This is a genomic window from Xanthomonas arboricola pv. guizotiae, from assembly GCF_002940205.1.
Taxonomy (GTDB): Bacteria; Pseudomonadota; Gammaproteobacteria; order Xanthomonadales; family Xanthomonadaceae; genus Xanthomonas; species Xanthomonas arboricola_C.
On record NZ_MDSK01000040.1, the window covers coordinates 1 to 20,095 of the forward strand.

Genomic DNA, 20,095 nt, shown 5'->3' on the forward strand with positions numbered 1-20,095 from the left:
GTCGCAGGCTCAAAGCATTGAAGGGTCTGACGCCGTACGAGTTCATCTGCAAGCAGTGGACATCCGAACCCGAGCGGTTCAAGGTGGACCCGATTCATCTAATGCCGGGACTGAACACCTAGAAGCCGACGCGTCGGAGTTCACGCGGATAGCTGTGTAAAAACTTTTTTTACAAACTCTGTTGGACGCGGCCGGAATCAGGCGGACAACGGACAGGCGTTGCCGGCCCGCGTAGAAGATGCGAGCAAGGCGCTAACGTGCAGGTGCGGCGATACAGCCGGCGAACGACAGTAAGGAATTGGCAGCGCAGGGCGGCGCATGCGTCTGCTGACGTACGCACGGGCTGGCGAAGAAGAAAATTGGCGCCAGAGAAGAGGCTCGCCGGAGAATCACCTCGGCTGAACTCGCCGACCTGCGTCGCGCTAGGCGCGGCATGATCCGGCGTCCGGGTGCGTCCGGCATCGTCTCAAGGCGAGGTGATTGCTACACGAGTTACAGGGCGTTACTCAGCAGCCGAACGCCCGCCACCACCTTCCAAAGCACTGAATTTATTGCGTTATTACCGAAGCGTTACGCGCGTTACAGCGGTTACCCTGAAAAATGGCAAGTCCGAAAATAAAAGTGGGCAGACAGCGGCTAGATAGATGCCCTGAGACTGTCCAAGTAGTCCGCCCAGGCTTGCATCATCTTCCGGCGCTCGACCAGATGGGCAGTGCGGTTGTAAGCGCGTCCGTTGGGATCTCGGACGGCATGCGCGAGTTGGTGCTCGATGTAGTCGGGACGAAAGCCCAGAACCTCGTCCAAGACGGTGCGTGCCATTGCTCGGAAGCCATGACCTGTCATCGTGTCTGAGTCATAGCCCAGCCGCCGCAGTGCCGCGTTGATGGTGTTCTCGCTCATCGGGCGCCCTTTCCCACGCACGCTAGGGAAAACGAACTCACCGCGACCCGTCAGCGGATGTAGGTCGCGCAAGATGGCAACCGCTTGCGAGGACAATGGAACCACGTGGGACTGAGCGGTCTTGCTCGCAATGAATCGCCATTCGCTCGAATCAAGATCAATGTTCTCCCAGCGTGCTCGCCTCAGTTCTCCTGGGCGCACGAATACGAGTGGAGCCAGTTGCAGCGCTCCCATCACCACTGGTGAACCACGATAGCCATGGATCGCTCGCAATAGCTCACCTACCAAGGCTGGCTCGGTCACGCTGGCGAAATGACGACCCTCCGGTGGAGTCAAAGCGCCCTTCAGATCAGAAGCAGGGTTGCGTTCCGCTCGCCCGTAGCAATGGCATAGCGAAACACTTGGGCGGCAAGCATCCGCGCGCGATGAGCAGTTTCCACCGCCCCACGCGCCTCAATCTTCCGCAGTGCCTGCAGTAGATCGCGAGCCGGTATTGCATCCACTGGACGGCTACCGATGTAAGGACCGAGATCCTTCTCAAGGAGGCGCCGCTCACGCACAACTGAGCCAGCAGAGAGTTTGTTGGCTCGCATAGATAGATGCTCCGCGGCGATCGCCTCAAACGTGTTGGCCGAGCGCTCCAAGGTTGCCGACTTCTCGGCCTTGCGCTGTTCGCCAGGATCGATGCCTTCGGCCAACAACTTGCGCGCCGCCGCATGTCGCTCACGTGCCGTAGCCAAGCTGACATCCGGATATGTCCCAAGCGATAGCGTGTTGCGCTTGCTCGTCACCGGGCGGCGGTAGTCCCAACGCCACCACTTTGCACCGTCAGGGCGCAGTAGCAGATACAGGCCGCCGCCGTCGCGAAGCTTCTGCACCTTGGCGGCGGGCTTTGCCTTACGAATGGCTGTATCGGTCAAAGGCACTTTGGCGGTAACTGACTTTGGGGGGCGGTAGCTTACCGCCAAACTTACCGTCATCAAACTTGGGATCTAAGCAAACCCCATAGGACGCAATCAGACACAAAAAAGGCCGAAACTACTTGTTTCATGTGGGTTTTCGGCCTTCTTAGGACGCTACTGGATATTGAAATGGTGGGCCCACCAGGATTCGAACCTGGAACCAAAGGATTATGAGTCCTCTGCTCTAACCGTTGAGCTATAGGCCCGGCAGGGTGGGTGGCGAGATGCGGGGCATGTCGGACCGTCCAGCTGAGCCGAAAGTTTACCTGCCCGCGCGCGTCGCTGTCTGCTGACATCAGGCATTGATGAGAAGAAGCGCCCGCACCCACACGTGCCCGCGCATGCCCAGACAAAAAGCCCGGCGCGAGCCGGGCTTCTAAATTTGTGCGCGATCAGTGTGTGCTGCGCACCATTCGCGGTGCAAGATCCGGAACTACAAGCACCTCAGCAATTCCGAATCCCCACTCCCGAATCCCCAATCCCGGCCTCTAAGCCACCTCAAGCTGCGCATCGACCAATTGCCGGCCTGCGCGGAATCCCTGCGCGATGGCTTCCTGGTAGGTCTCCCAGCCCGGCTCCCGGCCACCGATGCGTGGCTGGCGTTTGCCGCCCAGTGCATACACATCGACCCACAGCGTCCAGCTGGCGCCCGGGGACGCCTGCTCGGTGCGTACGCGAATCTCGTGCTCGCGGTATGTGGTGGTTTCAAAGCGGCTTTGCCTGCTCATACGACGGCCTCGTTCCATTCGTCCATCAACTTAGAAGCCACGGCTAGAACGTCACGTGAGCCAGGCGGAAACATCGACTTCATGTTGCACCGCTGTCTGGCTTCGTCGCCGGGGCGTGAATGTCGCCTGCGCCATCCCCGGCGCGTCCATGCTTCGGCAACGTCCACCCGGCAAGCATAGCTCGCGGCATGCCCCACAACGCAACAGCCCCGCATGTGCGGGGCTGTTGTGTGATCACTGCACCGATACGGCTACCGGATCAGTCAATGTCGAGGAACGAGCGCAGCTGTTCCGAACGGCTCGGGTGACGCAGTTTGCGCAACGCCTTGGCCTCTATCTGACGAATCCGCTCGCGGGTGACGTCGAACTGCTTGCCCACTTCTTCCAGCGTGTGATCGGTATTCATGTCGATACCGAAGCGCATCCGCAGCACCTTGGCCTCGCGCGGGGTCAGCCCTGCCAACACGTCCCGCACCGTCTCGGAGAGATTGATGTTGGTGGTGTTGTCGATCGGGGACTCCACGTTGGTGTCCTCGATGAAGTCGCCCAGATGCGAATCCTCGTCGTCGCCGATCGGGGTTTCCATCGAGATCGGCTCCTTGGCGATCTTCATCACCTTGCGGATCTTGTCCTCGGGCATGTCCATCTCCTTGGCCAGCTCCTCCGGCGTGGCCTCGCGGCCGAACTGCTGGAGCATCTGGCGGGAAATGCGGTTCAACTTGTTGATCGTTTCGATCATGTGCACCGGGATACGGATGGTGCGCGCCTGATCGGCGATCGAACGGGTGATGGCCTGGCGGATCCACCACGTCGCATACGTCGAGAACTTGTAACCGCGGCGGTATTCGAACTTGTCCACCGCCTTCATCAGGCCGATGTTGCCTTCCTGGATCAGGTCGAGGAACTGCAGGCCGCGGTTGGTGTACTTCTTGGCGATGGAGATCACCAGGCGCAGGTTGGCCTCGACCATTTCCTTCTTGGCCTTGCGTGCCTTGGCTTCGCCATAGGCCATCGCGCGGCTGATCTCCTTGATCTCGCCCAGGGTCAGGTAGTTGGCCTTCTCCATCTCGATCGAGCCCTGCTGCTCGGAGACGATCTGGTCCTTGACATCTCGCAGCGCCGACGACCACTTCTGCTTGCGCTTGAGTGCGTCTTCCACCCATTCCAGGTTGGTCTGGTTGCCTTCCCAGGAGCGGATGAAATCCTTGCGCGGCATGCGTGCCACGGTGGTGGCCAGGTGCAGCACCTTGCGCTCGTGATCCTTGATGCCGTTGACCACGCCACGCAGCTGGGTGACCAGCGCATCGGTCAGCGGCAGCGGCAGCTTGAGCGTGGTGAAGATGGCGGCCATGTCCTCGCGCGCCTTGACCACCAGCTTGTGCTCGGCGCCGTTCTTGGCATAGATCTTCTTGAACTTGGCGTATTCGTTGGCCAGGTTCTCCATGCGCGTGGCCACTTCCACCGGGTCCGGACCGGTCGGGCCGGCCTCTTCCTCGGCAGCGTCGTCATCGCCGTCTTCGTCGTCGTCTTCATCGACCGCGTCTTCGTCGACGGCGACCGGGCCGGCGGCGGCCAGCGCGGCAGCGGCGGCGTCGGCTTCCTCGATCAGGTCGTTGAAGCCGACCACGATCTCGGCCAGACGCTTCTTGCCTTCCTTGTGCGCTTCGTAATCGGCCAGCAGCATTTCGGTCGACAGCGGGAACACGCCCAGCGCTGCCTGGACCTGGCTCAGGCCTTCCTCGATACGCTTGGCGATGGCGATTTCGCCTTCGCGGGTCAGCAGCTCGACCGTGCCCATTTCGCGCATGTACATGCGCACCGGGTCGGTGGTGCGGCCACCTTCGGTATCGAGCGCGGTCAGCGCGGCGGCAGCTTCTTCGGCTGCGGTGTCGTCAACCTCGCGGTTGCCGGTGTTGCCATCGTTGAGCAACAGGGTTTCAGCATCGGGCGCAACTTCATGGACATCGATGCCCATGCCGTTGATCATGCTGATGATGTCTTCGATCTGCTCCGGGTCGACCAGGTCGTCGGGCAGGTGGTCATTGACTTCCGCGTAGGTCAGATAGCCCTGTTCCAGGCCCTTGCTGATCAGTAGCTTGATGTCGGATTGCTGGGCAGGACGTTCGTTGGCCATGAGTGCTCGCGCCACCGGCTTTGAGATTGGAAAGAGAACCTAGCATTATACCAGCGTGAAGCCCGGTCTGCCGGATTCAAGACAGGACCGCTGGTGGACGTGGGTTTCTAGGGTCTGAGAAGGAAGGTCACCGGGCCATCGTTGACCAGGTCGACAACCATATGGGCACCAAAGCGCCCGGTTTCCACCCCGCCGCGATGTTTTTGGCGGCAAATCGCCACCAATTGATTGAACGCCCGTTCAGCCTCCAACGGCGGCGCGGCCGTGCTGAAGCCGGGGCGATTGCCGGAACCGGTGTCTGCGGCCAGGGTGAACTGGCTGACCAGCAACAGGCCGCCGCCGGTGTCGGTGAGTGAGCGGTTCATCTTGCCGGCGTCGTCGGCGAACACGCGGTAGCCGAGCAGGCGCTCGGCCAGGCGCCGGATCTGCGCGTCGCTGTCGCCGGGCTCGACCCCGACCAGGGCCAGCAGCCCGGGACCGATCTGCCCGACGGGCTGCGCATCGACCGTGACTGCGGCGCGGGTGACACGTTGGATCAGCGCAAGCATGGGCACTCTCCGGCAGCAAACTGTGCCGCGCAGCATGCCCAGCACGGTTGGCACTGTCACGCGCGGGTCATCGCCGGCCGCGCTGTTTAGAATTGCGCGGATGAAACCCGATGTTCGCGCTCGCCTGCTCTACGCCACCGCCACCACCGTGGGCCGCCTGCCGTGGCCGCTGCTCAAACGTGTGGCCGACGCGCTGGCCTGGAGCTGGCGCAAGCTCGATGGGCGCGAGGCGCGCGTGGCACGCCGCAACCTGGAACTGGCGTACCCGGAACTGGACGCCGGCCAGCGCGCGCAACTGCATGCGCAGGTGCTGCGGTCGACCGCGCGGCAGACGCTTGAAGTGTTGCGTACCTGGACCCGCCCGCCGGCCGAGAACCTGGCGCGGCTGCAGCGCAATGGCCAGGCGCTCTACGACGCCGCACTGGCTTCCGGGCGCGGCGTGATCGTGGCCGCGCCGCACTTCGGCAACTGGGAGCTGCTCAACCAGTGGCTGTCCGAACGCGGGCCGATCGCCATCGTGTATCGCCCACCGGAATCGGACGCGGTGGACGGCTTCCTGCAACTGGCGCGCGGCGGCGACAACGTGCGCCAGGTGCGTGCCGAAGGCCCGGCGGTGCGGCAGTTGTTCAAGGTGCTCAAGGACGGCGGCGCGGTCGGCATCCTGCCCGACCAGCAGCCGAAAATGGGCGATGGCGTGTTTGCGCCGTTCTTCGGCATCCCCGCCCTGACCATGACCCTGGTCAACCGACTGGCCGAGCGCACCGGCGCGATCGTGCTGTATGGCTGGTGCGAACGTGCCGGCGGCGACCTGCAATTCGCGTTGCATGTGCAGCCGGCCGACCCGGCAGTGGCCGACGCCGACCCGGTGCGCGCGGCCAGCGCGCTCAACGCGGGCATCGAACAGATCGCCCGGCGCGACCCGGCGCAATACCAGTGGACCTACAAGCGCTACACGCTGCGCCCGCCGGGCAGCGGCGAGCCCAATCCGTATGCGACCGAGCGGCATCCGCACTGACGCCGGCTGGCTGAAGACGGAGCCGCTCGCACACAGCGCGGCAGCGGCAGCGGCAGCGGCAGCGGCTCAATCGTCGTGCGGATCGGCCGGCGTGGCGAGGATGCGCTGATAGAACGCCAGGTCCAGCCAACGGCCGAACTTGAAACCGGCCTCGCGCACGGTGCCGGCATGGGTGAAGCCGAACTGTTCGTGCAGGGCAATGCTGGCCTGATTGCTGGCATCGATGCCGCCGACCAGCACATGCACGCCGCGTTGTTCCGCCGCCGCGATCACGCCCTGCAACAGCAGGCGTCCGAGCCCCTTGCCGCGATGGTCGCGGTGCACGTAGATCGAATGCTCCACGCTGTACTTGAACGCCGGCCAGGCGCGGAAGGTGCCGTAACTGGCGAACCCCATCAGGCTGCCGTCGGCAGCTTCCACCCCGATCACCGGAAAGCCGCCCGCACGCTTGGTCGCAAACCAGCCGACCATGCTCTCCGCTGGCCGCGGCTTGTAGTCGTACAACGCGGTCGAGTTGGCGATGGCGTCGTTGAAGATCTCCAGGATGGCGCTGGCGTGGCGGTCTTCGCTGCAGTCGGTGAGAGACATGGGGTCCGGTGCGGGCAGAGGGTCTTGGGATTAAAAGGCATTGCCGGGCGATGAACAACGCAGCCGGCATGCAACCAATCCACGCCTGCCGCGCAACTCAAACGGCGGGCGCTGGATGCAGCGTTCCACCCGGCCGTGGCGACTGGCGATTGCGAACCACGCGACAATGGCCGCACGCGGCAGGCAACGGCCGCGGCGGCGGCCGCCTTGAAGCGGCCGTGGCAATCCCCATCTGGAGTCGTGCATGAGCAGCCCCGTCCCCTCCCCCAGCGCACAGGCCTTCGGTGATCCGGCCGCGATCCGTTGCGAGCGCGCCGCCTCCGAACTGCGCGCCGGCCGCCCGGTGCGGCTGACGGCGGCCAACGGGCAGGCGCGCGCGGTGCTGGCGCTGGACAGCAGCACCGCGCAGTCCTACGCGGCCTTCGCGCGTGCGGCGCAGGGGCGGCACTATCTGTTCGTCACCCCGACCCGCGCCCAGGTGCTGGGCCTGAGCGCGCCGCAGGGCGCGCGCGTGGCGCTGGTCGAGCACGACTACGACCGGCTCGCTGCCCTGGCCTACCTGCGCGACACCCCGGTACCGACGCAGTGGACCCCGGGCGATGCGCTGGACGCCGGCGCGGTGGAAATCGCACGGCTGGGCCTGCTGCTGCCGGCGATGCTGGCCGTGGAGCTGCACGGCGCGGATGACCACGCCGCCTTTGCCGGTTGCCAGTCACTGGCACTGGACGATCTGGGCAGCGGCTGCGCCAAATCCGCCGCTGCTGGCTACGCGCTGGTCACCCGCACGCCGGTGCCGCTGCGCGGGCTGGGGATGAGCGAGTTCGTGGTGTTTCGTGGCGGGGTGGCGCAGCGCGACCAGGTGGCGATCGTGGTCGGCCAGCCCGACCTGTCGGCCGCAGTGCCGGTGCGCGTGCATTCCTCCTGCCTCACCGGCGATCTGTTCGGTTCGCTCAAATGCGATTGCGGCGACCAGCTGCGGCATGGCCTGGTCAAGCTGAAGGAACTCGGCGGCGGCGTGCTGCTGTATCTGGACCAGGAAGGCCGTGGCACCGGCATCGCCGCCAAGATGCGCGCGTACGGTTACCAGCATGCGGGCCTGGACACCATCGATGCCGACGCGCAACTGGGCTTCGGCCCGGACGAGCGCCGCTACGGCAGTGCGGTGGCGATGCTGCGCGGTCTGGGCATCGGCCGGATCCGGCTGCTGACCAACAACCCCGCCAAGGCCGAGCGCCTGCGTGCGGCCGGCATCGCGGTCGAAGACCGCATCCCGGTGACCGGCGACATCACCCCGGAGAACGAGCAATACCTGCGCACCAAGGCCGCGCGTGCCGGGCATGCGCTGGATGTGGATGCGCTGATTCTGGCCGCGCAGTAAGCGCCGCCGGCGCCGGATGCGCCCGCCCGCGGCGCCCGGCTATGCTTGCGCACCGCTCCTGCAGGCCAGCCTTGTGCACGACGCTCCACCGCCGCACCCCGAGGTCATCGTCGCTGCCGCGCCGGCACAGGTTGCGGCAGTGGACCACACCCAGTGGCAACCGCTACCGCAACGCGGGGCGTATGTGGCCGGCGTCAACGGCGCGCTGGGCGGCGGATGTGCCGGGCTGATCGCGGCCGGCGTGACCGTCACCGTGCTGCACGCCTGGCATGACTGGCCGGTAGTGCTGGGCGTGACCGTGGTTGCGGCGCTGCTGGGTGCGTGGTTCGCGGTCAAACGGCACCGGCTCACCCACTGGAAACTCGACCAGCACGGCCTGGCGCTGCAACGCGGCCATCTGTGGCAGAGCGACACGCGCATTCCGATTTCGCGCGTGCAGCACGTGGACCTGCGCCGCGGCCCGATCGAACGCGCCACCCGGCTGACCACGCTGGTGGTGCATACCGCCGGCAGCCGGCTCAACGCGGTGGCCTTGTCCGGCCTGGATCAGGGCGATGCCGAACGCCTGCGCGACCGCCTCGCCCGCCAGCTCGATCACGACGACGACGCACTGTGAGCGCCATCGAACACCCCGGCCAGGACGAGCAGCGCCTGCATCCGCTGTCGTGGGTGTTCGTGTTGTTGCAGCAGATCCGCCAGTTCCTGATTCCGCTGGCGGCCCTGGTGCTGTTCGGCAGCCGCGATGGCAGCCGCGACTCGGCCGACCACATCGCCACCGGGGTGGTGATGGCAGTGCTGGTGGCGATCTCGGTGCTGCGCTATTTCACCTACCGCTACCGCATCGGCACCGATGGGGTGGCGATCCGCAGCGGGCTGCTGGAGCGCAGCCGGCGCGATATTCCATTCGCGCGCATCCATAACGTGGTGGTGCATCAATCGTTGCTGCACCGGCTGGCCGGCGTGGCCGAGGTACGCCTGGAATCGGCCGGCGGCCACAAGCCCGAAGCGGAAATGCGCGTGCTGCGGCTGGACCAGGCGCTGGCGCTGGAAGACCTGATCCGTCGCCGCACGCATGACGCCGATGCCAGCGCGCCGCAGATCGTCAACGACAGCAACACGCTACTGCGTCTGCCGCTGGGCGAAGTGATCCGGCTGGGGCTGATCTCCAATCGCGGCATGGTGGTGGTGGCCGCCAGCTTCGGCGTGATCTACCAAATGATTCCGCGCCGCACGGTGTCCAACTTCGTCGAGCACAACGGCGAGCTGGCGTACCGCTACGTCAGCCAGATCCATCCGGGGGCGGCGGTCACCGCCGCGTTGGTGCTGCTGGGCGCCCTGGCCTTATTGGTCGCGATGCGCGCGCTGTCGGTGGCGCTGGCGCTGGCGCAGTACCACGGCTTTCATCTCAGCCAATCCGAGCGCCGCCTTACCGTGGAGCGCGGCCTGCTGACGCGCATCCGCAGCAGCGTGGCGCTGCGGCGCATCCAGTCGTGGACGCTGTACGAAAGCCGCCTGCATCGCCTGTTCGGCCGTCGCCAGTTGCGGGTGGAGACCGCCGTGGCCGGCACCGCCGACCGTGAAGGCAGCGCATTGAAGGAGCTGGCGCCGATTGCCGACCCGCAGCGCTGCGATGCCTTGTTGCAGCGCCTGCTGCCGGGGATTGCCTGGCCGCCGGCACAGTGGCAGGCGATCGCCACGCATTGCTGGTGGCGATTGAGTCTGCCCACGCTGTTGTTGCTGCTGCCGCTGGCGATCGGCCTGGCCTGGCAATTCGGCAACCAGGCGGCGTGGTTGCTGCTGTGGTTGCCGTGGAGTGCGTTCAAGGCGCATCGCCAGGTGCACCGCATGGGCTACGCGGTGGATGCGCGGTTTGTCGCCGTGCGCGGCGGCTGGTGGAAACGCTGGTGGCGGCTGGCCGAGCTGGACAAGCTGCAGGCGCTGCAACTGCAACGCTCGCCGCTGGACCGTCTGTCCGGCACCGCAACGCTGTGGCTGGACACTGCCGGTGCCAGCGCGGCCGGCCCGGGGTTGCGGCTGCGCTTCGTGCCGTTGGCGCAGGCGCAGGCGCTGCAGGCGCAGTTGGGTGCCGCGCTGGCGCGGCGCAAGCTGCGCTGGTGATTAGGAATCGGGATTGGGGAGTCGGGATTCGGGATTGGGTGAAGAGCTGATTGGCAGCGGTATCTCGTCGATGCGCAACTCGCAGCGATCAGCGTTGTGCCGGGCCCCAGTATCCGAGTTCGCGGCGGATCTGCAGGCCTCGCCACACTGCGCCCAGCGGCTTGCGCCGCAGCGGACCGAGCTTGCCGGCGATGAAGTGCTCGGTCGCTACGATCACCCGCTCCGACGACTGCCCGTCGCGGTACGGGTGGATCGCATCGGCATAACGGGCGAGCGCATTGCGCAGCGACGCATCCGGCGCCAGCGCGCGCGCCAGCTGCTGCGGCAATTGCCCGGGTTGCTGGAAGTCCAGCATATGCGGCTGTGGCACGCGGTTGCGGAAGGTCACCACCGGTTTGTGCTGCACCACGAACTCGGACACGATCGACGAGGTATCCGACACCAGCACATCGGCCGCACGCTGCGCGGCCATCACTTCTTCGGGTTCGACAAAGCGGGCATGCGGCCCGGCCAGCGCGCGATAGCGATCGAACAGCTCCGGCGCGCACTTCGGATGCAGCGTCAGCAGCCAGTAATGCGCACCGCGTGCGATATCGGCGGCGATCTCGTCGTAGAGCGCGGGCGCAGCGCTCAAGCGCTCGGTAAACGTGGAGCCGAACAGGATCACCGGCCGTCCGTTGGCGGGCGCGCGCAGTGCAGCGCTGCGGCCGCCATCGTCGCGGAACACCGGGTCGAGCTTGGGCCAGCCGGTTTCGACCACGGCAAAATGCCCTTCGCGCGCGGCCAGTGCGCGAAACGGCGCCGTGGTGGCCGGGCCTTGCGTGCAATACAGATCGAACAGCCCGCGCACGCGGAAGTGCCCGCGATTGTCTTCGCGTTTCTGCACGTTGAAGCCATGGAACAGCTGCACCTTGGCGCCCGCAATGAACGGTGGCACCCAGTTGGCCGCGCTGAACACCGCACGCGGGCGCAACGCCAGCGCCTCGCGCAGGCCGACCTCGCGCACCTCCGGCAACACCAGCCCGCGTGCACCGCCCTCGAACCACGCCGACACGGCGTGCCCGCGGGCCTGTAATGCCTGCGCCAATGGCGCCAGAATAGGCAACGCGTAACGTTCCGTTGCGAACAGCAGGTATTGAGCCATCACATGTCCTCTTCGACCGCACCCGACGAACGGCCGCGCATCAGCGCCTGCATTATCGCGTTCAACGAGGCCGATCGCCTACGCGACTGCCTGCGCTCGCTGGCGTTCTGCGACGAGATCGTGGTGGTGGACTCCGGCTCCACCGACTCCACCGTGACGCTGGCCACCGCACACGGCGCACGCGTCCTGCAGCGCGCCTTCGATGGCTACCGCAGCCAGAAGGCGTTCTGCGTTGCGCAGGCCAGCCACGCCTGGGTGCTGTGCCTGGATGCCGACGAACGCGTCAGCGATGCCTTGCGGGCATCGATCGTTGCCGCGCGCGATGGCGGCTTTGCCGGTGCGGCCGGCTATCGCTTCGCACGGTTGTCGGAGTATTTCGGCCGGTTCCTGCGCCATGGCAATGCCTATCCGGATCGGGTGCTGCGTCTATTCGATCGACGCCGCGGCGGCTGGCGCGGCAAGCGCGAGATCCACGAGGCGGCCAGTGTCGACGGTGCAGTGGTGACCCTGGCCGGCGATCTGATCCACTATCCGTACCGCTCGCTGGCGCAGCAACTGGCCAAGACCCAGCGCTACGCGCAGATGATGGCCGAGCACGAGCATGCGCGCGGCAAGCGTGCGACCTGGAGCAAGCTGGTGCTGGCGCCGGCCTGGCGCTTCTGGCGCGGCTATCTGCTGCGCGGCGGATTTCGCGATGGCTGGCACGGGTTGATCTATGCCTATGTCCGCGCCAACTACGTGCGCCAGAAGACCATCATGCTGTGGCTGCTGCAACACAACCAGCCGGTGCAGGATCCGCCGCGTGCGGACGAGCAGCACGGCGACTGAGAGTCGTCAGCAACACCACCCGGTTCACCGCCCGGCAGCGCGAGCGGCATTCGGAAACGGCACCCGACAACGTCCATTCCGGTGATCGAATCGACGTAAGGCCCAGAAGCCAACCCAAGCCGCGCTAGGCCTTGTCGGCCACTTGAGCCGGGAACTCCTGCACCTGACGCGCTGCCAGCCCGACCAGCACGCCGACCATCGCCGTGTAGAAGCTGGCCGACACCTGGTGCGCAAACATCGACTGGGTCAGTCCGCACAGCGCATAGCTCACCACGATCATCACCCCGGCCGCGGCCGGTCCGCGGAACTGGCGCTGGCCGCTGCGGCGATGCAGCCGCACGAAGATCCATAACGGCACCCCGTAGACCGCAAACAGCAGCAACAGGCCCGGAACGCCCTGGGTGGCGCCCCATTCGGCCAGATCGTTGTGCGCATGGCCCAGATGACAGCGCAGCAGCCAGGTGTCGCCGGCGCATACCGGCAGCTCGCGCATCGCATCGTCGAAGCGCCCGACGCCGATGCCGGTGAGCGGATGCGCGCGCAAGGTATCCCAGGCCACATGCAGGCGCTCGATCCGGGCACCGGCGGACGAGTCGCTGTCGCCGACCTCATAGCGCTGCAGGTCGCTCTGCAACTCGCCCAGGCGCATCTGCTGGGTCAACGCCGGCACGCTGAGCACCACGCCCACCGCCAGCACCGCACTGCCGACGAAGGTCAGCAAGCGCATGCGTGCGCTCTGCCAGGGCGCGCCCCAGATCAGCACGCCCAAGGTCACCAGCAACGACAACCACACCCCGCGGCTGCCGCTGAGCACGATCACCACCACCGTGGCGATGGCCGCGCCCACCAGCCAGCGCACCTTGCCGAGCGGACGGCAGAACACCGCCACCACCAGCAGCATCAGCGCGATGTCGGCAAATACGATCGCATTGGTCCAGCCTTCCGCGCGGTCGGCACCGTTGATCACCTGCAGCATGGCGATCAACATTGCCGCGAACACGCCGGCCAGCGCGCCCCGCCATAGCCAGACCTGGCGCGGCTGCAGTGCGTACGCCCACACCGCCGCCCACGGCAGCACCAGAAAGCGCGAGCGGTTGTCGACATCGCGCAGGCCGTGTTCGAACAGCACGATCGACAACAGCGACATCGCGATCACCGCCGCGGCCAGCCACCCCAGCGCGCGCAGCGACCAAGGGCGCATGGCAACGCCTGCGCGCAGGCTGCGCCAACCCACCAGCGAGCCAAGCAACAGGCACAGCCCGAAGGGCAGCAACCCGCTCGGCATGCTGACCACCAGCGCGGTCAACGCGAACACGCCCAGTTCGGCAATGCCCACACCTGCGGGTGACGCGATCGGAGCCGACGAGGAAAGCGCAGCGGGCTGGGTGGGCAAGGAATTCATTCAGACATCGGTGGCAAATGGGGGTGACATCGGGCGACGCGCGTCAGCGAAGCCGGCCAAGCTAACGATGCCCCGCATGAATCCATGCTAGACAGCGGCCGGCGACGGCATTGACGGGCCGCCGATCGCGGCAGACACCTGCGCTGCGTCGGCTCATTCGGTGTCCAGGTTGCCCTGCTCCTGCGCTTCCAGCGCCCGCTGCTCGGAACTCGCCACGCAGCTGCCGTGCACGGCATCGGCCGGTACCAGCCACCAGCGACGGCGATTGGCCACCCCCGCCATCTGGCTGCGGCTGCGGTCCACGCAGGCCAGCAGCGCGGTCTCCTGCGCCATCAGCCAACGTTGGCCGGGACGCTCTGCCTGCCAGGCCACCGCCCGCTGCAGCTGCTGTTCCCACGGCACCTTGAAGCCGAAGGTCTGCGCGGAGCGGTCGGCCATCAGCAGGTTCTGTTCCTTCCAGGCCACCAGCCCAAGCTGCGCGTCGGGGCCGATCCGGCGCCCGGCCTCGCGCATCACCGCGCCCGCCGAACTGGAATCGTTGAAGATCGGATAGCAGACCAGGCCGAACGCCACCCACCACGCGCCCAGCAGCGATGCGGCGGCAAGCGCGGAACGGCGCACCCGCAGCAGCAACAGGCTGGCCACGCCCCATAGACCGACCGCCAGCAGCAGCCAGCCGAGCGGGTCGGTGGCCTCGCTGCCGACCCCGCGGCTGTCCATGATCTTCTGCTCGAACCCCGGGTGCCCGATCAGCATCGCCGCGCCGCCGGCAGCAAAGGCCACCGTCAGCAGCAGCACGAATCCGAACAGCAGCCGCTGCACCCCGGCGCGGCGCAGCAGGCCTGCCGCCAGCGGCGCCAGCGCCAGGCAGAACATCGGCAGCGCCGGCAGGATGTACACATCGCGCTTGCCGCTGGGAATGGTGAAGAACGCCAGCACCAGCAGCCACCAGGCCAGCGGCAACAGATAGCGCGCATCGCGTCGCTTGAGCCGGCGCCACCAGGCCGGGATTGCCCAGGGCAGCAGCAGGATGGTCGGCAGCCACATCGTGGCCATGCCCTTGAAGTGGTACCAGACCGGCTGCGCGTGATCCCAGGAATTGGCGTAGCGCTTGGCGGTCTGGCGCAGCAGGATGTCGTTGAGATAGACGCGGTACTCGGGCTGGCCGGCGGTCAGCGCAGTCACCATCATCGGCACGAACCACAGCAGGATCGCCACGAAGAAGAACAGCGGCCCCAGCCAGAAACGCCGATCGCGCACATGCACGCGCACGCCCGGCCAGCCGCGCGCCGCCGCAATGCCGGCCGGGATCAGCATCAGCAGGGCGATGATGCCGACCCCCTTGGTGATCACGCCCAGCCCGGCGGCAAACCAGCCCAGCGTCCACCAGCGCCAGGCCGGCCCCAGCAGCAGATGGCGCAGCAATCCGTAATTGGCCAGGGTGATCCAGAACACCACCAGCGGATCGATCTGCGCCTTCTTGGCCTGGAAGGTGAAGTGCAGCGTGAACAACAGCATCCACGCCGCAGACGCGCCCACGCGCCGGGTCCACAGTCGGCGCCCGAGGTCGTACACGCAGGCCAGCGTGCCCAGCGCCGCCAGCAGCGACGGCAGCAGGAACGCCACCCGCCAGTTGCCCAGCAGCGTGTAGAACAGCGCCTGCAGCCACATCAGCATCGGCGGCTTGTCCGAATACAGCTCGTTGCCGCGATGCGGGAACAGCCAGTCGCCGCTCATCACCATCTGCTTGGCGACCAGTGCAAACCGCGGCTCATCCGAGGGCCAGGGGTCGCGCAGTCCCAGGCCGGCACCGATCACCAGAACGGCGGTGATGGCCAGCAGCCAGAAATCCTTGGAAGCACGAGTCTTGAGCATGACGGGCGGCAATGGATGCGAAGGTGGAGCGCCGGGAGCGGCGCGCGGTCAGGACGCTTTTAGCAAAAGCGCGTAGAAAAAACCGTCGCAGTGCTGCTCGCCGGGGAAACGCTGCCGCCCGGCACCGGCCGCATGACCGAATTGCGCACCCAGCGGCTGCGCCTGCGCATCGGCAGTGCGTTGCAGGAATGCCTGCACCTGCGCCTGGTTCTCGCGCGCCAGCAGGGAACAGGTCGTGTAGAGCAGCTGCCCGCCCGGCCGCAGCGTGCGCCAGGTGGCATCGAGCAGACGCGCCTGCAACGCGCACAAGGCGTCGATATCGTCGGCACGGCGATGCAGCAGCACGTCGGGCTGACGGCGCACCACGCCGGTGGCCGAACATGGCGCATCCAGCAGCACCGCATCGAACGGCCGGCCGTCCCACCAGGCGGCGGTATCGGCCGCATCGGCGGCATGCAGGGTCACTTGCGCGTTCGGCACGGTACGCTGCAAGGTCTGCTGCACCCGCTCCAGCCGGCGCGCATCCACATCCAGCGCGGTGAGCTGCAGGCCAGGATGACGTTCCAGCAGATGCGCGGCCTTGCCGCCGGGCGCCGCGCAGGCATCGAGCACGCGTGCAGAGGGCGTCAGCGCCAGCGCATCGGCAACCTGCTGCGCGGAGCCGTCCTGCACCGAGACATCGCCCTCGGCGAAACCCGGCAACTGGCTCACCGGCACCGCCGCGTGCAGACGCACCGCATCCGGCAACACCGCATCGGTGTCCGCGCCGATGCCCGGCGCGGCCAGCCGTGCGACATAGCCGGCCGGGTCGATCCGCGAGCGCTGCACGCGCAGCCACATCGGTGCCATCTGCGCGCTTGCCACGAAGATGCGTTCGGCCTGCTCGCCCCAATCGGCGCGCAGTTGCTTGCGCAGCCAGGACGGCCAGCCCGCATCGGCGGACACCGCCGGAAACCCCTCGCGCTGGGCGCGCCGCAGGATCGCGTTGACCATACCGGCCTGCCGCGGCCGGCCCAGCGCGCGGCACGCGTCCACGGTGGCCGACAACGCCGCATGCGCGGGCAGCTGCAGCACGTCGAGCTGGGCGAAGCCGGCCATCAGCAGCGCCTTCAGTTCGGCATCGCGCGGCGGCAGCGGGCGTTCCAGCCACTGCCGCAATGCCACCTCATAGGCCGGGCGGCGGCGCAGCACCGCAAAGCAGATCGCCTCCACCAGCGCGCGGTCGCGCGGATCGCCAAGGCCGGGCAAGGTCGCGGCCAGCTCGGCCTTGAGCGAGCGGCCCTGGTCGAACACCGCCGTCAGCACCCGCGCCGCGGCCAGACGCGAGCCGACGCCCGCAGTTGCGGTCTCTGCCGACATCAGCGCAGCGCCGGCAGGTCGCGGCGCGCGTTGAGGTAGTCGGCAGCGGTGATCGCCTTGCCACCCTCGCGCTGCAGCACGCGCACCCGCAGCGCGCCCTGCCCGCAGGCGATGTCGATGCCCTGCTTGCTGGCGGCGAGCAGGGTGCCCGGCGCCTGCTGATGGGCCAGCTCCAGCGCCACCGCGCCATGCAGGCGCACGCGCTCGCCGGCCAGCATCGCCTCGGCCACCGGCCATGGATTGAACGCGCGTACCCGCCGTGCCAGTTCCTGCGCCGGCCGGGTCCAGTCCAGCCGCGCCTGCGTCTTGTCCAGCTTGTGCGCATAGGTCACGCCTTCGGTCGGCTGCGGCTGCGCCACCGGGCGGATGCCGGCACGCAGCAGGCCCAGGCCATCGGCCAGCACCTGCGCGCCCAGCGCGGCCAGGCGGTCGTGCAGCTGCCCGCCGGTTTCCTGCTCGCCGATGGTCAGCCGCTGCGACAGCAGCACCGGGCCGGTATCCAGCCCGGCTTCCATCTGCATCAGGCAGACCCCGGTTTCGGTATCGCCGGCCTCGATCGCGCGCTGGATCGGCGCGGCGCCACGCCAGCGCGGCAACAACGAGGCATGCACGTTCCAGCAGCCATGGGTCGGCGCGGCCAGCACCGCCTTGGGCAGGATCAGGCCGTAGGCCACCACCACCATCAGATCGGCATCGAGCGAACGCAGCGTGGCCAGTGCTTCGGGCGAACGCAGCGTCTGCGGCTGGAACACCGGGATGCCGCGCGCGATCGCCTCCAGCTTGACCGGCGACGGCGTCAACCCGCGGCCACGGCCGGCAGGCCGATCCGGCTGGGTATAGACCGCCACCACTTCATGCCGCTGCGCGGCTGCGCGCAACGAGGCGACGGCAAAATCCGGCGTACCGGCGAAGATGATTCTCATAAGGCTGGGATTCGGGATTCGGGAGTGGGGATTCGCAACGGCAGGTGTGCTGGCCGGGGCGAGAATGGCGTGGAGCTGAGAGGTGGGAGCGGGATCTGCGCTGGACGATTCGGCAACTCGGCGCCAGAACCTGCGTGACCCACCATCAATCGAGCGCACTGAGAAGCTGGAGTCGCAACCGAGAATTCGATGCCGGCTACAGGCAGCGATGTATCAATCACCACTCCCGCATCCGAAGTTTCAAGGCCATCCGCCGACAGACTTGGTGCAATAGCAGTGCGCCGCCATAGCCATGAGATCGCACCAGAATGAGCGCTCAACGATTTGAAACGAGCAGACTCAAAGACCAGCAAAAACCCGCTTTTGCCAATCCCCAATCCCCAATCCCCAATCCCAGCCCTCAAGCCACATGCTTGCGCTGCTTGGCCAGTTTCTTGCGCACCATTTCGCGCTTGAGCGGCGACAGGTAATCGACGAACAACTTGCCGTCCAGATGGTCCATCTCGTGCTGGATGCACACCGCCAGCAGGCCGTCGGTGCTCAGTTCCTGCGCCTTGCCCTGGCGGTCGAGATAGCGCACGGTGATCGCATCGGCGCGGGCGACGTCGGCATAGATGCCCGGTACCGACAGGCAGCCTTCCTGGTAAACCTGCTCGCCCTGCCTGCTCACGATCTCCGGGTTGATGAACACCTGCGGGAGCGTCTTCTCCTCGCTGACGTCGATCACCATGAAACGCTTGTGCACGTCCACCTGACTGGCGGCCAGGCCGATGCCGGGCGCCTCGTACATGGTCTGGAACATGTCGTCGAGCAGGGTCTGGAATGCCGGGCTGGTGAGCTCGGCAGCGTCGACCGGCACGGCCTTGGTGCGCAGCCGCGGATCGGGGAATTCGAGAATAGGGAGCAAAGCCATGGGATTACCCGTCTGGGAACACCGGCGCTGCGCCGGCAAGACGCTGTCATTCTAGCGCAATGCTTGCGTGCCGCCCCGGTTTCTGGACTATAGTGCGCGGACCTGTTGGGGAATCAGGCAAGAAGGCACTCATGTTGAACCGACTTCGTACGGTCGTCGCTGCGGCGATGCTGACCGTCGCGACCTACGCTGCCGCGCAAGCGGTGGGCGAGCATCCAGAGACTTACGTGGTCCGCAAGGGCGATACCCTGTGGGACATCGCTGGACGTTTCCTGCAAAAACCCTGGTTGTGGCCGGAAATCTGGCAGGCCAACCCGCAGATCCAGAATCCGCACCTGATCTATCCCGGTGACGTGATCAGCCTGGCCTACCTGGATCGCGTCGCCAAGGGCACCGTCCAGCCCGGTCCGCGCCAGGAAGCACCGATCAACGCGATTCCGCTGGCCGATGTCGAGCCGTTCCTGAAGAACCTGCGCGTCACCGACGACTTCGACCAGCTGCCGTATGTGGTGGGCCTGGAAGGCGGCCGCACGCGTGCCACCACCGGCCAGGTGGCGTATGTGGTCGGCCTGGACGATGCACAGCCGGGCCAGCGTTTTGCGGTGGTGCGCCCGACGGTGAAGTTCAGCCTGCCCAAGCACAACGAAGACCTCGATGCGGCCGGCAATATCACCGCAGGCTCGGGCAACATCTGGAAGAACTTCATCGCGCCGAGCACGCGCCGCGAGTTCCTCGGCTACGAACTGGCGCAGGTCAACGTCGGCACCATCACCCGCAGCGCAGCGGGCGGCAACTCCAAGGCAGCGACACTGCTGCTGCAGGACAGCGGCCGCGAGGTACGCGCCGGCGATCGCATCGTCGCCGTCGAGGCGCAGCCCTACGACCTGCAGTTCATCCCGCATCCGCCGTCGGAACAGGCCCTGCAGACCGAATTGCGGGTGCTGGCCATCTCCGATGCCTTCATCGTCGGCGGCACCCGCGACGTGATCGCCATCTCCGGCGGCGCCCGCGAAGGCATCGACAACGGCACGGTGTTCTCGATCTGGCGCAAGGGCCGCACGGTCAGCGACCGCGTCAAGCATTCGCGCTTCTCGCGGACCGACGACGACTTCAGCGGCCCGGCCGGCTCCACCGTCGGCCTGCCCGACGAATACGCCTCGCACGCGATGGTGTTCCGCACCTTCGACAAGGTCAGCTATGCGCTGGTGATGGAAAGCGTCAAGCCGACCGGCCTGGGCTACTTCGTCAGGCATCCCGACGCGCAGTAAGCGAAAATTCCG

At 66.8% G+C, this 20,095-nt stretch carries 15 protein-coding genes, 1 tRNA gene and 3 pseudogenes; 7 read left to right on the forward strand and 12 right to left on the reverse strand.

The features are described 5' to 3' along the window. Positions 1 to 122, forward strand: a pseudogene (locus XarbCFBP7408_RS18785) (IS481 family transposase); the annotation flags it as partial. Positions 123 to 636: 514 nt separating this feature from the next. Here XarbCFBP7408_RS18785 and XarbCFBP7408_RS18795 read toward each other — a convergent pair. The 5 genes and pseudogenes from XarbCFBP7408_RS18795 to dtd all read right to left on the reverse strand — a co-directional run bounded on the left by XarbCFBP7408_RS18795 (position 637) and on the right by dtd (position 5,272). Further along, a pseudogene (locus tag XarbCFBP7408_RS18795) lies at positions 637 to 1,826 on the reverse strand (tyrosine-type recombinase/integrase). Between the two features lie 166 nt (positions 1,827 to 1,992). Then, positions 1,993 to 2,068: transfer RNA gene (locus XarbCFBP7408_RS18800), tRNA-Ile, on the reverse strand. A gap of 282 nt (positions 2,069 to 2,350) precedes the next feature. Next, a pseudogene (locus tag XarbCFBP7408_RS18805) lies at positions 2,351 to 2,664 on the reverse strand (DUF6566 family protein). 185 nt (positions 2,665 to 2,849) lie between these two features. Then, a complete protein-coding gene (gene rpoD / locus XarbCFBP7408_RS18810; RefSeq protein WP_016902493.1) occupies positions 2,850 to 4,724 on the reverse strand; it encodes an RNA polymerase sigma factor RpoD in 1,875 nt (624 codons plus the stop codon). Between the two features lie 107 nt (positions 4,725 to 4,831). Then, positions 4,832 to 5,272, reverse strand: a complete 441-nt coding sequence (gene dtd, locus XarbCFBP7408_RS18815) for a D-aminoacyl-tRNA deacylase (protein WP_104564252.1) — start codon at positions 5,270 to 5,272, stop codon at positions 4,832 to 4,834. Here dtd and XarbCFBP7408_RS18820 point away from each other — a divergent pair. Continuing rightward, positions 5,271 to 6,287 (forward strand): lauroyl acyltransferase, encoded by a 1,017-nt coding sequence (locus XarbCFBP7408_RS18820; protein ID WP_181106942.1) that lies wholly within the window; start codon positions 5,271 to 5,273, stop codon positions 6,285 to 6,287. The two genes, dtd and XarbCFBP7408_RS18820, sit on opposite strands and share 2 nt — an antisense overlap. A gap of 66 nt (positions 6,288 to 6,353) precedes the next feature. Here the strand turns inward: XarbCFBP7408_RS18820 and XarbCFBP7408_RS18825 are convergent, their stop codons facing one another. Continuing rightward, positions 6,354 to 6,875: a GNAT family N-acetyltransferase gene (locus XarbCFBP7408_RS18825; protein WP_104564254.1), complete on the reverse strand. Its 522-nt coding sequence runs from the start codon at positions 6,873 to 6,875 to the stop codon at positions 6,354 to 6,356. Positions 6,876 to 7,119: 244 nt separating this feature from the next. Here XarbCFBP7408_RS18825 and ribA point away from each other — a divergent pair, with 244 nt between their 5' ends. The 3 genes from ribA to XarbCFBP7408_RS18840 all read left to right on the forward strand — a co-directional run bounded on the left by ribA (position 7,120) and on the right by XarbCFBP7408_RS18840 (position 10,371). After that, positions 7,120 to 8,253, forward strand: coding sequence for a GTP cyclohydrolase II RibA (gene ribA, locus XarbCFBP7408_RS18830; protein ID WP_104564255.1), 1,134 nt, complete (start codon positions 7,120 to 7,122; stop codon positions 8,251 to 8,253). Between the two features lie 139 nt (positions 8,254 to 8,392). After that, positions 8,393 to 8,869 carry a PH domain-containing protein gene (locus tag XarbCFBP7408_RS18835; protein WP_039529659.1) on the forward strand — a complete coding sequence of 159 codons (477 nt, stop codon included), beginning with the start codon at positions 8,393 to 8,395 and terminating at the stop codon, positions 8,867 to 8,869. Then, entirely contained in the window at positions 8,866 to 10,371 is a 1,506-nt protein-coding gene (locus XarbCFBP7408_RS18840) for a PH domain-containing protein (protein WP_104564256.1), read from the forward strand. The genes XarbCFBP7408_RS18835 and XarbCFBP7408_RS18840 overlap by 4 nt, the downstream gene beginning before the upstream one ends. Positions 10,372 to 10,459: 88 nt before the next feature. Here the strand turns inward: XarbCFBP7408_RS18840 and XarbCFBP7408_RS18845 are convergent, their stop codons facing one another. After that, on the reverse strand, positions 10,460 to 11,518 hold the full coding sequence (locus XarbCFBP7408_RS18845) for a CDP-glycerol glycerophosphotransferase family protein (RefSeq protein WP_104564257.1): 1,059 nt from the start codon (positions 11,516 to 11,518) through the stop codon (positions 10,460 to 10,462). Between XarbCFBP7408_RS18845 and XarbCFBP7408_RS18850 the strand changes: the two genes are divergently transcribed. After that, positions 11,519 to 12,343, forward strand: a complete 825-nt coding sequence (locus XarbCFBP7408_RS18850; protein ID WP_104564258.1) for a glycosyltransferase family 2 protein — start codon at positions 11,519 to 11,521, stop codon at positions 12,341 to 12,343. A gap of 124 nt (positions 12,344 to 12,467) precedes the next feature. Here the strand turns inward: XarbCFBP7408_RS18850 and XarbCFBP7408_RS18855 are convergent, their stop codons facing one another. From XarbCFBP7408_RS18855 to def, 5 genes are all read right to left on the reverse strand, one after another. After that, positions 12,468 to 13,745 (reverse strand): O-antigen ligase family protein, encoded by a 1,278-nt coding sequence (locus XarbCFBP7408_RS18855; protein ID WP_104564259.1) that lies wholly within the window; start codon positions 13,743 to 13,745, stop codon positions 12,468 to 12,470. A gap of 153 nt (positions 13,746 to 13,898) precedes the next feature. Next, positions 13,899 to 15,620: an ArnT family glycosyltransferase gene (locus tag XarbCFBP7408_RS18860; RefSeq protein WP_104564260.1), complete on the reverse strand. Its 1,722-nt coding sequence runs from the start codon at positions 15,618 to 15,620 to the stop codon at positions 13,899 to 13,901. 48 nt (positions 15,621 to 15,668) lie between these two features. Continuing rightward, positions 15,669 to 16,979: a 16S rRNA (cytosine(967)-C(5))-methyltransferase RsmB gene (rsmB, locus tag XarbCFBP7408_RS18865; RefSeq protein WP_104564261.1), complete on the reverse strand. Its 1,311-nt coding sequence runs from the start codon at positions 16,977 to 16,979 to the stop codon at positions 15,669 to 15,671. Continuing rightward, positions 16,979 to 17,902 (reverse strand): methionyl-tRNA formyltransferase, encoded by a 924-nt coding sequence (fmt, locus tag XarbCFBP7408_RS18870; protein WP_104564262.1) that lies wholly within the window; start codon positions 17,900 to 17,902, stop codon positions 16,979 to 16,981. Before fmt ends, rsmB begins: the two co-directional genes overlap by 1 nt. A gap of 400 nt (positions 17,903 to 18,302) precedes the next feature. Continuing rightward, complete coding sequence (def, locus tag XarbCFBP7408_RS18875) at positions 18,303 to 18,815, reverse strand: peptide deformylase (RefSeq protein WP_024938525.1); 513 nt, start codon at positions 18,813 to 18,815, stop codon at positions 18,303 to 18,305. 131 nt (positions 18,816 to 18,946) lie between these two features. Here def and XarbCFBP7408_RS18880 point away from each other — a divergent pair, with 131 nt between their 5' ends. After that, positions 18,947 to 20,083, forward strand: coding sequence for a LysM peptidoglycan-binding domain-containing protein (locus XarbCFBP7408_RS18880; RefSeq protein WP_104564263.1), 1,137 nt, complete (start codon positions 18,947 to 18,949; stop codon positions 20,081 to 20,083). Positions 20,084 to 20,095: the final 12 nt, after the last annotated feature.

What these genes read in the sequence shown, in the direction of transcription:
- rpoD (WP_016902493.1), bottom strand. Translation starts at nt 4,724, where the DNA reads ATGGCCAACGAACGTCCTGCCCAGCAATCCGACATCAAGCTACTGATC.
- XarbCFBP7408_RS18820 (WP_181106942.1), top strand. Translation starts at nt 5,271, where the DNA reads ATGGGCACTCTCCGGCAGCAAACTGTGCCGCGCAGCATGCCCAGCACG.
- dtd (WP_104564252.1), bottom strand. Translation starts at nt 5,272, where the DNA reads ATGCTTGCGCTGATCCAACGTGTCACCCGCGCCGCAGTCACGGTCGAT.
- XarbCFBP7408_RS18825 (WP_104564254.1), bottom strand. Translation starts at nt 6,875, where the DNA reads ATGTCTCTCACCGACTGCAGCGAAGACCGCCACGCCAGCGCCATCCTG.
- ribA (WP_104564255.1), top strand. Translation starts at nt 7,120, where the DNA reads ATGAGCAGCCCCGTCCCCTCCCCCAGCGCACAGGCCTTCGGTGATCCG.
- XarbCFBP7408_RS18850 (WP_104564258.1), top strand. Translation starts at nt 11,519, where the DNA reads ATGTCCTCTTCGACCGCACCCGACGAACGGCCGCGCATCAGCGCCTGC.
- XarbCFBP7408_RS18855 (WP_104564259.1), bottom strand. Translation starts at nt 13,745, where the DNA reads ATGAATTCCTTGCCCACCCAGCCCGCTGCGCTTTCCTCGTCGGCTCCG.
- XarbCFBP7408_RS18860 (WP_104564260.1), bottom strand. Translation starts at nt 15,620, where the DNA reads ATGCTCAAGACTCGTGCTTCCAAGGATTTCTGGCTGCTGGCCATCACC.
- rsmB (WP_104564261.1), bottom strand. Translation starts at nt 16,979, where the DNA reads ATGTCGGCAGAGACCGCAACTGCGGGCGTCGGCTCGCGTCTGGCCGCG.
- fmt (WP_104564262.1), bottom strand. Translation starts at nt 17,902, where the DNA reads ATGAGAATCATCTTCGCCGGTACGCCGGATTTTGCCGTCGCCTCGTTG.
- def (WP_024938525.1), bottom strand. Translation starts at nt 18,815, where the DNA reads ATGGCTTTGCTCCCTATTCTCGAATTCCCCGATCCGCGGCTGCGCACC.
- XarbCFBP7408_RS18880 (WP_104564263.1), top strand. Translation starts at nt 18,947, where the DNA reads ATGTTGAACCGACTTCGTACGGTCGTCGCTGCGGCGATGCTGACCGTC.